The organism is Clostridiaceae bacterium (genome assembly GCA_012840395.1).
In the GTDB taxonomy this organism is placed as follows: Bacteria; Bacillota; Clostridia; order Acetivibrionales; family DULL01; genus DULL01.
The window spans coordinates 1-14,292 of sequence record DULL01000047.1 but is presented as its reverse complement, the minus strand read 5'-3'; the positions used below and the strand labels follow the sequence as shown (position 1 = coordinate 14,292).

The 14,292-nt window shown below is 39.9% G+C and carries 10 protein-coding genes; 3 read left to right on the top strand and 7 right to left on the bottom strand.

Features of this window, described 5'->3' with window-relative positions:
- Positions 1–97: 97 nt before the first annotated feature.
- From GXX20_05920 to GXX20_05895, 6 genes are all read right to left on the bottom strand, one after another.
- Positions 98–1,417, bottom strand: a complete 1,320-nt coding sequence (locus tag GXX20_05920) for a glutamine synthetase (GenBank protein HHW31198.1) — start codon at positions 1,415–1,417, stop codon at positions 98–100.
- A gap of 158 nt (positions 1,418–1,575) precedes the next feature.
- On the bottom strand, positions 1,576–2,292 hold the full coding sequence (locus GXX20_05915) for a glutamate synthase (protein ID HHW31197.1): 717 nt from the start codon (positions 2,290–2,292) through the stop codon (positions 1,576–1,578).
- On the bottom strand, positions 2,273–3,541 hold the full coding sequence (locus tag GXX20_05910) for an NAD(P)/FAD-dependent oxidoreductase (GenBank protein ID HHW31196.1): 1,269 nt from the start codon (positions 3,539–3,541) through the stop codon (positions 2,273–2,275). Before GXX20_05910 ends, GXX20_05915 begins: the two co-directional genes overlap by 20 nt.
- Before the next feature lies 1 nt (position 3,542).
- A complete protein-coding gene (locus tag GXX20_05905) occupies positions 3,543–3,977 on the bottom strand; it encodes a 4Fe-4S dicluster domain-containing protein (GenBank protein ID HHW31195.1) in 435 nt (144 codons plus the stop codon).
- A 63-nt stretch (positions 3,978–4,040) separates the two neighbouring features.
- A complete protein-coding gene (locus tag GXX20_05900; GenBank protein HHW31194.1) occupies positions 4,041–5,546 on the bottom strand; it encodes a 4Fe-4S binding protein in 1,506 nt (501 codons plus the stop codon).
- 93 nt (positions 5,547–5,639) lie between these two features.
- Positions 5,640–6,740 carry a glutamine amidotransferase family protein gene (locus GXX20_05895; protein HHW31193.1) on the bottom strand — a complete coding sequence of 367 codons (1,101 nt, stop codon included), beginning with the start codon at positions 6,738–6,740 and terminating at the stop codon, positions 5,640–5,642.
- A gap of 413 nt (positions 6,741–7,153) precedes the next feature.
- On the opposite strand from GXX20_05895, the gene GXX20_05890 reads away from it, so the two are divergent.
- The 3 genes from GXX20_05890 (at position 7,154) to GXX20_05880 (ending at position 11,933) form a co-directional block, all read left to right on the top strand.
- Positions 7,154–9,256: a glutamine synthetase type III gene (locus GXX20_05890; GenBank protein ID HHW31192.1), complete on the top strand. Its 2,103-nt coding sequence runs from the start codon at positions 7,154–7,156 to the stop codon at positions 9,254–9,256.
- A 234-nt stretch (positions 9,257–9,490) separates the two neighbouring features.
- Positions 9,491–10,576 (top strand): hypothetical protein, encoded by a 1,086-nt coding sequence (locus GXX20_05885; protein HHW31191.1) that lies wholly within the window; start codon positions 9,491–9,493, stop codon positions 10,574–10,576.
- 79 nt (positions 10,577–10,655) lie between these two features.
- Complete coding sequence (locus GXX20_05880) at positions 10,656–11,933, top strand: aminotransferase class V-fold PLP-dependent enzyme (protein ID HHW31190.1); 1,278 nt, start codon at positions 10,656–10,658, stop codon at positions 11,931–11,933.
- 449 nt (positions 11,934–12,382) lie between these two features.
- Here GXX20_05880 and GXX20_05875 read toward each other — a convergent pair whose 3' ends face one another.
- Positions 12,383–13,864 (bottom strand): hypothetical protein, encoded by a 1,482-nt coding sequence (locus GXX20_05875; GenBank protein ID HHW31189.1) that lies wholly within the window; start codon positions 13,862–13,864, stop codon positions 12,383–12,385.
- Positions 13,865–14,292 lie beyond the last annotated feature (428 nt).

The window sequence follows — 14,292 nt, the reverse complement described above, 5'->3', positions numbered from 1 at the left end:
TCTGACTTCAAGATCTAATTTCAAGATCTATTGGTTCGGTTAATGGTTTGGTTAATGGTTCGTTTAATAATTTGTTTATAACAGTTGGTTTATTAAATTAAATAACTTTAAAATAATTATCAATAAAATATTTATTTTTATCGAAAGCCAAATTATAGTTCTTCATTTCCTGAGTCTTCAAATTAATGAACTTGTCAATTATCTCTGCATTTAACACACTTCTTACAAAGTCTGATTTTTGGACGAGCCTTAAAGCCTCATCCATATTTTGAGGCAGTTGCGTCAACCTGCCGGTTATGCTCTCGTCAGCGTTATAGAGATCCACATTTACACTTTCAGGAAGTCTCAAATTATTATCTATTCCGTAAAACCCTGCACTTATTACAAGAGCAAAGGCAAGATAGGGATTTGTAGAAGGATCGGGCGATCTCAATTCCATACGCATCCTTTCACCCTTGGCTGTAGGAATTCTAACAAGCTGAGAACGGTTGCCTCTGGACCAGGATACATATTTTGGCGCCTCGAGAGCCCCCAAGCGTTCGTAAGAGTTTGGCAAAGGATTTAAAAACAGGGTTATCTCAGGCGTTTTTTCAAGCACACCTGCAATAAAACTCTCCGCTGCATTCGTATTGCCTTTCCCCACCAGTTCAAACACATTATAACCGTTTTGCGACAGGGACAAATTAATGTGTAGCCCATTACCACATTTATCAGGTAATGGTTTTGGAGAAAAGGAAGCAAATAATCCATTTCTTGCAGCAATGCTCTTGACCACCTGTTTAAAGGTAATAAAGTTGTCTGCACAGCTTAATGCATCTGAAAACTTAAAATCAATTTCGTTTTGTCCTGGTCCCTGCTCATGATGGGATGTTTCAGGCTTGATTCCCATTTCCTCAAGACAAAGGCAAATTTCCCGGCGAATGTTTTCACCTTTATCCAGAGGATAAACATCCAAATAACCTCCGTTATCATAAGGAACAGTGGTAGGATCTCCGTTTTCATCAGTTTTAAAAAGGTAAAATTCACATTCTGCCCCAACCATGCATGAATATCCCTTCTGCCTTACATTTTCCACCACCGATTTAAGTATCCCTCTTGTATCTCCCCAAAACATGCTTCCATCAGGATTTTTAATACTGCAATAAAACCTGATTACTCTACCTTGCTGCGGGCGCCAGGGTAAAACTGATATGGTAGAAGGGTCAGGAAATAAAAGTAGATCCGATTTTGTTATATCTGTAAAACCTCTGATAGCATGAGCATCAAAGGGAATGCCATGTTCAAAGGCTTCAGGCAGTTCATCCGGCATAATAGATATATTTTTTTGACTGCCCAACAAATCGCAAAAAACAAGGCGGATGAATTTTACGTCATTCTCTCTGACAAACTCCAAAACCTCTTTTACGCTTGCGGTCATTTTCAGGCCCTCCCTATCTCTTTTTTCTGGATATACCTTACTCAATAAATTAATTTTTATAGCTCATAGCTGCTCATGTGTCTTGCAACTGCTGATGATGTCAATTATTTTAACTACTGTTTATATAGTCTTGTTCTCTTTTTATGCAACTTTAAATGTCAGTTCTCTGTGTATAGCTGCTTATATGGGCTTTTGGCATTAGGTGTAAGTTTGTAGAATGTCTTTCCAAGTATTTCTTCCAAAGATATATTAAATATACCCGAAAATTCTATTAAGATATCTTTTATTTTATCTATGTCCGAGTCATTTGCAATATTCATGCATACTTGTTTGGGCAAATTTTCCGGCTGTTTGCTGCTCCTTATAATTATTTCTCCTCCGTGCATACCTACTCCAATAAAATTTCCAACCGGACAATCTTCAGAATTCAGTCCCAAAACTATAATAAGGCCTCCTGCAAGATATTCACCTAAAAAACTCCCTGTTGTTCCGCCTATTACAATAACAGGCTTTTTATCCTTATATTCTTTCATGTGTATACCTGTGCGGTAACCTGCATTGCCTTTTACAAATATTTTCCCTCCACGCATCCCGTAGCCCAAGGTATCTCCCGCATTCCCGTTAATAATTATTTTTCCGTCATTCATAGTGTCGCCAACAGCATCCTGCGCATTTCCGTTTACTATTATTAGTGCACCATCCAGATACGCGCCAAGTGCGTTGCCCGGGGTACCGTTAATAATAATGGTTTTAGAAGAAGCTCCGCAACCAATAAAACGTTGACCATAACAATCATTGATAACAATATCCTCATTTGTACCGCGAACTATTTCATTAAGCTTACGGTATCCTAGTTCATGAGCTCGCAAGTTCACTACTAACACCTCCTAGCTTTTTAGCCCGTGTTTCCCTACTAAAAGCCATAAGGCCGGGCTTTTTACAAATAAGCTCAAAATCCAACGAATCAAGAGGAGTTTTTTCTCTTATAAGGGAAGTGTATATACCTGCCTTTTCAACATTCCCAATCAAGATATATCCATTTAATTTATTGTCTGAATAGAATAGTTTTTTATAGTTATCTCCGTCAGTTTCAAAATAAACATCTCCTGAATAAGTTCCTGCGGTTATGATGTGTTTCCCAAACAAACCAATTGCATTCATTGGAATGTACTTATTATACGAATAATCAACTCCTGACATATTCATTCCCGCACATTCAGCCTGCATGTAGGCATTAGGAAGCAGCGCCATTATCTTTGATTCCCCGGTTGAAACATCCATACTTTCACAACAATCACCTGCTGCATAAATATCAGGAATAGAAGTCCTGCATCTATCATCAATTAAAATACCTCTGTTTGTTTTACCTCCAATATCCTTCACTAAAGAAATATTCGGTCTTACCCCTGCAGCCATTACAAGTACATCGAATGGAACTTTCGTATTATCACCAAGAACCGCATAATTTTCTTCAAATTCTGCTATCTGCTGTTTCAGGCAGAACTTAATATGATGATCTTCTAAGTGCTTTTTCACTATTTCTGCGCCTTCGTCATCCAAAATACTTGAAAGCACCTTAGGAGCTAAGTCCACACATAGGATTTGCACATTTTTTTTGCTAATTCCTTCGGCGCACTTTAGACCTATAAGGCCTGCTCCAACAATCAATACCTTCTTCGGATCTGAGGCAGGACTTGAATTCTCATTCAGCACCTTCTCCAGTGCTTTTGCATCATCCAGTGCCGTAAAAGTAAATTTATTTTTAACCTTATCCAGTCCCCGGACAGGAGGAACGAATGGAGAAGATCCGACAGCGATCAATAGCTTGTCATAACTTTCACAATCGCCATCATCAAAAACGACTTGTTTTTGCTGAATGTCAATTTTTACAGCAGTTTTATTTAATTTTAACTCACAGTTATTATCTTTGTAAAAGTTATCATTCCTATATTTCATTTTTTCTTCATCTGTTTTACCCATCAATAAGTAAGAAATCAAAGGTCTTGAATACACATGGTGATTTTCATTACCTGCAATTACTATTTCACCATGTTTGTCATTTTTTCGTATGGCTTCCACTGCGCCAACAGCAGCTATTGAGTTGCCAATAATCACATACTTCAAGTCACTCACCCCTTTCTTCAAATACAATTGCTCCGTTTGGACATCCTTGAACACATTGCGGTGAACCACTGCTTGTTTGTATACAAAGTTCACACTTAAGTACTGCTCCGTCCTCTGAAGGAGAAACGGCACCATAAGGGCAACTCAATATACAGGTATAACAGCCAATACATTTATCTTTGTTTATTGTGACAACCCCGTTATCTTTGGACAGGGCACCTGTTATACAACCTTTAACACAAAGGGGATCATTACAATGACGGCATGAAACTGCAAAACTAATTCCATTCATTTCTTCAACCTTTATTCTGGGCTTTATTATTACATCTTTTAATGCTCTGGCCATATCTTTCTCATTGGTTGAAGCAAAAGCACAATAATATTCGCATAAGTGACATCCCAGACACCATTTTTCATTTACGTATACGCGTTTCAATTCTAATCTCACCACCACAAAGTTATTTTGTATTATTCTTCTGCACGCTTAATGCCTGATATACTATTCTCCTGCATGTTTAATACCTAATATTTCAAGCTCTTTTTCGTTTAAACCTACACCGCGTAGCATCAGACGGTTGCCTTTTAAACTTTCAATGGAATTGATACCCATTCCACCCATCATTTCCTTGATTTCATGCTGCCATGCAGTTAACAGGTTAACAAGCCTCTTATAACCTATATTCGGATTTAAGCGTTTTACCAAATCCTCTCTTTGTGTAGCAATACCCCAGTTGCATTTGCCGGTATGACAGCTTCGGCACAAATGACAACCCATAGCAATTAATGCGGCAGTTCCAATATAAACACAGTCTGCACCAAGCGCTACCGCTTTTACAACATCAGCGCTGGAACGAATACTTCCACCAACAACAATAGACACGTTATTTCGGATTCCCTCGTCACGCAACCGCTTATCAACACTGGCCAGCGCTAATTCAATAGGAATTCCTACGTGGTCACGTATGCGTGTTGGCGCAGCACCTGTTCCGCCGCGGAAACCATCAATAGCGATAATATCAGCACCACTGCGTGCTATTCCGCTGGCTATGGCAGAAACATTGTGAACAGCAGCAATTTTAACAATAATCGGCTTCGTATAACCGGTAGCCTCTTTTAGTGAATATACCAACTGCCGAAGATCCTCAATAGAATAAATATCGTGATGAGGAGCTGGAGAAATTGCATCTGTACCTTCAGGAATCATCCTGGTTTTAGAAATATCACCCACAATCTTTGCTCCGGGAAGATGACCGCCTATACCAGGCTTAGCACCCTGTCCCATCTTAATCTCAATAGCTGCGCTGCTATTTAGATATTTCTTATGAACTCCAAAACGTCCTGAAGCCACTTGAACAATTGTGTTTTTCCCATACTTATAAAAGTCTTCATGAAGTCCGCCTTCTCCGGTATTGTAGAGGATTCCCAGCTTGACAGCAGCTCTCGCTAAACTTTCGTGCGCATTATAGCTAAGAGATCCATAGCTCATTGCTGAAAACATAATCGGCATGGAAAGTGTAATATGAGGTGATAAATTATTTCTTATTCTGCCTTTTTCATCTCTTTCAATCTTATCAGGTTTTGCCCCTAAAAATACCCTGGTTTCCATTGGTTCTCTCAACGGGTCAATAGAAGGATTGGTAACCTGAGATGCATTAAGAACTATTTTATCAAAATATACAGGATAATTTTCAGGATTTCCCATGCTGGATAATAAGACTCCTCCGCTTTCTGCCTGCTTGTATATTTCATTTATACTTTTTCCGCTCCAGTTTGCATTTTCTTTAAATGTATGATTGGTTTTAACTATTTTTAAAGCCCTTGTAGGGCAAAGAGCAACACACCGATGACAATTTACACATTTTGAGTCATCAGCTACCATCTTATTGCTGTCAGCCAGGTATTCGTGTACACAGTTTGCACATTGTCGCTCACATACACGGCAGGCAATACAACGATCATAATTTCTTACTACTTCATACTCAGGATATATATAACTAATAGCCATTACTTTCCCCTTCCCCTAATGTGATAAATAACTCATCTTCTTCCAGTTAGATAATATTTTCCTTTCTCCTAATGAGATAGTAATTTTTTCCCTCTATTGCGGTAATAAATCCTTTTTCTCCAGAGTAAAAATAACTCCTTCGCCGCCTTTTGGCGCCCATACTCTGTCCAGATCATTCTGTATTATTCTGATAGCGGCTTCTTCACTGGCAATATATACCATGTCATCTTTTTCGCCAACTACCATGCTTCTAAGCTTCAATCTGTCATTCAACGCCATTATTCCACCATCAAAACCTACGATGATAGAAAATGGTCCGTTAATCAACTGAGACTCGAAAGCATTTCTTAAAAATTCAAGTTGTTCCCGTTCCTCTTGTGGTTTGCTCTCTATTGTTGACCAAAACGGTGCGGCCATTACCAGGCAAACTTCCGGGAGGGTAAGTCCCTTCTTTCTGTGCAGGTAGTCTATAATATAGGTAATTACCTCGGTATCGGTCTGAAGAGTGCACTTGTACCCATACATTTCAATTGCTCGGCGATTTGCATCATAAGAAGATATTTCTCCATTGTGTACTACTGAATAATCAAGCAATGAGAAAGGATGAGCTCCTCCCCACCAACCGGGCGTATTTGTTGGGTACCGTCCGTGGGCGATAAAGCAATAGCCCTCATATTCTTCAAGGCGATAAAATCGTCCCACATCTTCAGGAAATCCTACAGCTTTAAACACACCCATGTTTTTCCCGCTAGAAAAGACATAGGCACCTTCAATAGAAGTATTTATACGGAATACGCACCTTACTACAAACTCCTTTTCATCCAGCTGGCTGTCTGCCAGTTTTGTGGGCAACGGAACTACAAAGTACCTCCAGATCAGCGGCTCATCTGTAATTTCCGGAATTTTTCTTGTAGGAATTTTTGAAAGATTTATAATATCAAAATGTTCCTCCAAAAATTCTTCGCATTCTTTTTTTGCAAATTTATTATCATAAAATATATGAAAAGCGTAATAATCTTTATACTCCGGATAAATGCCGTAGGCTGTAAATCCTCCCCCAAGTCCGTTGGAACGTTCATGCATTACAGCTATGGAATCAATAATACATTTTCCGGAAAATCGTTTGCCACTTTTTGAAAAAATACCGGATATTGCGCATCCTGATATATTTCTAAACATACCTTCTCTCACAATTCATACCCCCAATATAAAAACAAGACGTTCACCACGCATAAACACATACACGTATGATGAACGCCTTTGTTCATAATGGATATGATACAATAAATAGTTAAGTTAGTCAATAGGTTTGTGAAATTTTTTATTGTTGTTCTTGCATAATCGCTAATGAATATGGCTTTTTGTGGATTGAATTTTATAAATTTTGCAACTATTTATTCTTTGAGTTGCACTTTTTGAAAAAAAAGTTAATAAAATGATTGACAAATGATTTTTATCGTGTTAAACTTTTTACATGATACAGCAAAGGTGCTGTGGATGTATTTATCCTCAGCACCTTTATTTTTTATTTATTTAGTTTTTTAATCAAATTGATTGATTACTGCTGAGAATTTAGGATATAACTATTTTTCAAGGAGGGATAGAATTTGGCAAACAGTAATATTAAAGATATTTTCGGAAGTATGGTATTTGGAGATGAAGCGATGAAAGAGTGCCTGCCAAAGGATATTTACAGTGCACTTAAGAAAACTATTGCCAACGGTACTCACTTAGAGCTTGATGTTGCTAACGTTGTGGCAACTGCCATGAAAGAATGGGCAATAGAAAAAGGTGCTACTCATTTTACCCATTGGTTCCAGCCTATGACAGGTATAACCGCCGAAAAACATGACAGCTTTATTGTCCCTGATGGGCAAGGAAAGGCGATCATAGATTTTTCAGGTAAATCCCTGATAAAAGGTGAACCGGATGCTTCAAGCTTTCCGTCAGGAGGACTCCGTACCACATTTGAAGCTAGAGGATATACAGCATGGGATCCGACTTCTTACGCCTTTATAAAAGATAATACCCTGTGCATACCTACAGCCTTTTGTTCATACAGCGGGGAAGCCCTTGACAATAAGACACCCCTTTTACGCTCCATGCAGGCACTTAATAATCAGGCATTACGTATATTGCGTTTATTTGACATAACAGATGCAAAGCGCGTAGTTTCTCTGGTAGGTCCCGAGCAAGAGTATTTCTTGATTGACAAGAACATTTATCAAAAAAGGCCTGATCTTATGTTCTGCGGCAGGACCCTTTTCGGTGCCCGCCCGCCCAAAGGCCAGGAAATGGAAGACCATTATTTTGGCGCGATAAAGAATCGTGTTAATGCATTTATGCGTGAACTGGATGAGGAATTATGGAAGCTGGGGGTATTTGCAAAAACAGAGCATAACGAAGTAGCTCCCGCCCAGCACGAACTTGCGCCCTTCCATTCCGAGGCCAATATAGCAACAGACCATAATCAGCTAATTATGGAACTTATGAAAAGCATCGCGGCAAAGCATAATTTAGCATGCCTCTTGCATGAAAAACCTTTTGCAGGAATAAACGGCAGCGGAAAACACATAAACTGGTCCTTGTCCACTGATACAGGAATCAATTTGCTGGAGCCCGGAGATACACCTTTTGAAAATGCACAGTTCCTGTTATTCCTTGTAGCAGTTATTAAAGCAGTAGACGATTATCAGGATCTCCTGCGTGTCTCGGTTGCAAGTGCCGGGAATGACCACCGTCTTGGCGGAAACGAAGCACCACCTGCCATTGTTTCAATATTTTTGGGAGATGAACTTACTGAAATTCTAAATGCTCTGGAAAACGATACGCTATACGTAGGTAAAAGTAAAACTCTTATGGAAATTGGAGCAACAGTACTGCCTCATTTCCCGAAAGATACAACAGACCGTAACCGTACTTCGCCCTTTGCATTCACAGGAAACAAGTTTGAATTTCGTATGCTAGGCTCATCTTTTTCCACTGCAGGTCCAATAATTGTATTAAATACCATTGTAGCTGAAGTTTTAAGACAGTTTGCTGATGAGCTTGAAAAAAGCAGTGATTTTAGGTCAGATTTAAATAAACTAATCAAGAAAACCATAAAGAATCATAAACGCATTATTTTTAACGGCAACGGATATGACAGTTCCTGGGTAAAGGAAGCTGAGGAAAGAGGTTTATTAAATTTAAAAACCACACCCGAAGCCTTAGCTACATTTATTCACCCTAAAAATGTGGAAATGTTCATTCGCCATCATGTGTTAACAGAACATGAAATCCATTCACGTTATGAAATCTGGCTTGAGAATTACTCTAAAACCATTAATATTGAAGCTCTTACAATGATCGACATGGTTTATAAGCAGATTATTCCAGCAGTCATCGGCTACGAGAATGAACTGGCTGAATTAATCATTCGTAAAAAAGCAGTTAATGCTAATATAACTACAAAACCTGAAGAAGAACTGTTAAGTAAAATATCCAGGCTTTCAGAATGTTTAGTAAAAAGGTTGGAGCATCTTGTTGAACAAACAATAGCAGTCAAGGAAATCAAAGATAATCTGGAACTTGCCAGGGCATACCGTGAAAAAGTATTTATGGCAATGAGCGAACTCAGGCTCGTTGTTGATGAACTAGAAACCCTTGTCAGCAGCAAATATTGGAAAATTCCAACCTATGCAGAAATTCTGTACAGTGTAAGTGAATAAATTTGTAAGGTTTATAAAATATAATATTTACAAACCTCCTAAGAAAAAAACACAAAAGGCTGTGCGTTCTTACAATAAGAATACATGGCCTTTTGTGTTTGCACTTTTTAATGGGGTCAGCATAAAAGAGTTTATTGATATTCTTGATAGATGTCTTATCTGGTATAATGAGAATATGACAGATTAACGTTAGGAGCCTTGAGCCAAATGGACTATCGGGTAAGGTGAAAAATTATGACAAATAAAGAATGGGAAAATTATATACTCAATAATAAAGTTGCAATAAGCGATACTGTTAATTACGTTTCAAGCTCCGCCTCCATAAGCTGCTTTGATCCCGATCATGGGAAGATTTACACAGTATATCACGCTTCACGCACGAACTATGGAGAATCAAGGGACGTTCTTGCACTTGCTGTAATACCTGTAGGCCAGCCGCATAAGACAGAAAACTATGTGGTATTAAAGCATGGCGATGAACAAAACGGGATTGTTTATCGTGATATGATTGACAGCAATATTGTGTTTATGGGGAATTTTGTAAGAATTTTTTTTATCAGCGGAGGAACGCAGTATTTCTATATTGACTTTGACATACATAAAAAAACATTTTCGGAGATAAAGCCTGTTCTTTGCACATATGACGGCGTAACAAGAGAACTTAAGGATACGGTATTCGAGGAATATCTGAAGTCCCGGGGTCTTACCGGTTACAGATTTGACGATGTATATGAACATATAATAAATACCAGCCGCATTTACCGCCATGGCAGTTATTGGTACGGCTGCCTAACTTCATTTTTATGCCAACCGGTAATTTATCGCACCAAAGACTGTATAAATTACGAATTTGTGGGATACATAGACAAGCTCGCAAAGTATGAAACACAGACGGCCATAGTCGAAGATTTGATGTATACGCTTTTAAGAGGGGCGAAAGGAGATAATTTCTATGTTTCGAATGATTTGGGAAAGACTTTTACCCCGGCAGGGCGTATTGAGTTTAATGAAACAAGGCCACAACTTCTTGAATACAAAGGAAAGCTTCTCATGGCAATTTCACTTGTTGACATAGAACCCAATCTTGTGCGTAACGGAAGGAACAACATGAAAATCCTCCTGGGAAATGGACAGAATTTATCGGAATATGAAGAAGTCCTGTTTATAAAAGATAAATATGGCATTGTATATTATGACATTATAAATTATAAAAATGTGCTTTATATGATATGGAGCAATGCGGATCTGTACTTAGATAAAAGCAATCATGCGAAGGATTTATTATATTACAGCAAAATAGGGGAACTTGAACTGGGTTAAAAACAATTGCAATTATACACCATGTTTTTATAAGTTATAACCAAGTTGAAACAGCGAAAAGGGACTGGGGGAAATTATAATGGAGTATCCAAATGGCCTTGCTTTTTCTGACAATGTGCTAAAAGAGGTGCAAGATAAATTTTTATATGTTAACAAGGATAAATTTTTAGGTGAAAGGATTTATTTTGATAATGCGGGTGGTTCTTTCCGCTTAAAGAGTGTTGAAGACTGTTTCGTCTCACTTGACTCTATTCCGGACTGTCCTGAGCGCACACACAGGATGGCGCTGTATCTTAATGAAATAATAAAAAAAGGTGAAGAAGATGTTCGAATTATTTTAAACGCTCCCGAAAGCGGAAGCATTATTTACTCCCTGACAGCATCACAGGTTATGTTTCAGATGACAGGTACTATTGCAGAAAATATTCCTGGTACAAATATTGTTACCTCAGTGCTTGAACATCCTTCTGCCTTTGATGCGGCTGCCTATTATGCCAAAAAAACAGGAAGGGAACTAAGAATTGCGAATGTCAATAAATCAACAGGCGGAATAGATCCTGATACTATCGCAGGCCATATAGATAAAAATACTGTCCTTTTAAGTATTATGTATGCATCAAATATTACCGGTGTAATTTTTGATATTAAAAAAATAGTGGAAATGGCTCGTTCAGTAAATCCTGATATATATATAATCATTGATTGTGTTCAACACATGCCGCATGGTTTAATTGACCTTTCTGAATTGCATGTAGACGGAATAAACTTTGCGCCTTATAAGTTTTTCGGCTGCAGAGGTTCAGGTATTGGATATGTTTCCGAGAGAGCAGCAAGACTTACACACCATAAACTTTTTGGGAAAGATGAAAATGTATGGACTTTGGGAACCCCTGCGCCGGCGCAATATGCAGCTGTTACTGCTATTGTTGACTATGTGTGCTGGCTCGGGGGAAAGTATATTAATAGCACAGACCGGAGAAAACTGTTTGAAGAAGGAATGACAAGAATAAAACTACAAGAACGTTGGCTCATGTACCATATGCTTGAGGGTTTGGATGATGTTAAAGGCCTTCGGCACCTTAAAAATGTCCGTGTTTTCTTTGATAATGAGGATATCACAAAGCGCGACTTCATATTATCCATAGGCTTTGACAATATTGACTATACACAAGCGGTTAGAGAATATGAAAAGCGCAGCATTATCGTATGTGACAGGCTGATAAGCAGTATTTACTCTGAGCGAATGCTGAAAGCATTAAATATAAAAGGCACAATAAGAGTTTCTCCGCTTCACTGCAACTCGCTTGAGGACATTTATAAGTTTTTGGTGGCGACAAAAGAAATCGCCTCTATATAAAAACCAATAGAAAACAAAGAGTGTTTGAAAACATATAAATGTTATTCTTTCACTTGCCATTATGCGGGTATAAGGTCTGCTTGTTTTTGCAATTCTTTATTTATCATTTAACTTTGCATAATCTGCGTTGAGCTACAGGACACCGGATACCATATACAGCAGCCATTTTGCTGCTGTCTGAACATGAAAGAGTTGTGGGAAGCTTTGGATAACACCGGGGGACTTATCCATCCTTCCCACAACAGGGGCTACTACGGCGATGGAATCTGCAGGAATCCTACGGCCATCGCAGCGTGTAAAACCCCTCTAAGGCATTGTTTTTGTTCAGTATAATTGTGCTCTTGCTCTTGTTGGTCCTGCCGGGAAAACCATTATATGGCAATACCACCATAAATCAGAATCGCCGGAATCAGTACGACCGGTTAACTCACCTTTTAACGCTTCTTGTGTTATTCCGTAATCTTGAGCGGCGGACACACGCGCTCGTGATACGGATCTTGATGCGCATCCTCCTTCAAACAATGGCAGATTTCAACAATCTCCTCCATAGCCTTACGGCAAATCTCGCTGTTGTTAAGGTCCTCATCGCGCACACGGGAAACATCCAGCAATGCACGCAGGTAGATCAGCCGCCAGCGCCAGCCGGTTCTCCCCCATTCGGGCAGCGCCGTGTCGATTTCCTTTGCAAGGGCATATGTATCATCGGCAAGGGCAGGAGATTTTTCCGTCAATTGCGATTCGATATTCCGAATGAGACGCACGAAATCGTCTTCGCGTTCACAGCCGATCTCATAACGGGCATACTGTCTAAGTACGTCCGCGCAATCGTTATCCCAATCTTCGCAGAACGCAGCGATGGCCACCTTGTTCAGGTCTTCCGTGATACCTTCCGAATAGATCGATGCGCCGTACAACATACCCTGTGTCTGTTTCCACAAACGTTCCAATCGGAAAGGATATAGCGTCGCCCCGTAACCGCCCCAAGGATAGAGATTCCACATGCTGATTTCGGGGAAGCTGATCATTGGCAGACCGCCAGGTACGCCGTGTTCCAGAGGCCAGCGCGGAAAATCTTCGTGGGAATCAGCGAGGATTACATCGCACCATTTTTCGTTTTTGAGTGATTCGGCAAGTCCTTCCCATTCTCCTACGGGTGGCATGTCGAATGTCCAGGTACTCAGTTCACGCTTCACGTTGGGGAAATACTCCCTTGCAATCTCAAATGCGCGCTTGGCACCACGAATATAACCATTACTCCCCCAAGGCCAGCACTGTTCACAGCCGCAGCCACCTTCGTCATATGGCCAGGCGCGCACCGCGTCCAGCGTCACACCCAGTTCCTTCAATTTTGATAAGTAGAAACGGTTGTCGGCATCCATCCATTCCTGACCGCCCGGCTTGGACAGGCAGACTATGTTGCCGCTGTTACCGTGACGTACTAGCGGATCCGGTACAGGTGTAGATGCGATATCCTGTGGGAAGTTCACAAAGGTTTGGTTTACAAACACGTTCGTTGATACGGACCAACCTAGCGCTTTTGCCATCTTCATAACCTCGACACTGCGCTCGATATGACGAATCGTATCCGGATGGTCGCGCGAAGGCAGGTTGATCTCCGGAATGAAAAAATGCATCGTGTTAAGACCCCAAAGCGACAGTTCCTCCAGATAATGTTCTATCTCCTCGATGGAAGCCATCTGATAATAATTGTGGAAATGATTAGCCATGTATACACCGCGAGAAGGACAGTCCGGCACAGTCAGCCCGCGATGGGCAGTCGGCACCATACCGTCCTTTGTGAATTTGCTACCGCGCAAAACTTGCCCGCAGGCAGCAATCAATCCCAGTGGCCTATCTGCTTCTAATATAAGGCGGTCTTCCGCGCCTGTCACGCGGTAAGCATCTGTCGGAAGATCACTACTCACGCGCAAAGTGAAAACTATACCTCCATCGGCGCAAACCAATCCGCGCCGAACTAATTGCCGTTTTAAAATTTTTGCCGCACGCTCTCCTGCTGCGTCCGAAAAATTCGAAAACTTTTGTAGAACATTTGTTTCCCTCCTGTAATTAAAGTTGAATTCATTTTATCACAGGTTCAAACTCCAAGTAAATATTATCTTGTCAATGGTTTTACATGACATTCTAGAGAAGTCAAACATATGTTACACAACCTCTGAAAAAATTTCTCTGAACAATACTGTAATTACTTTTAATTGCTAATTATTATTTTGTTGTTTTTGGTACAATGAAAACCGAGCGTTCCGGAACTTAAAAAACCCCGCATAAAATGGAAAAACTCCATTGCGAGCACCCCTGAAAAATAATACCCTTTTAGGTGTCGAATCTAAAGGGGGTATAG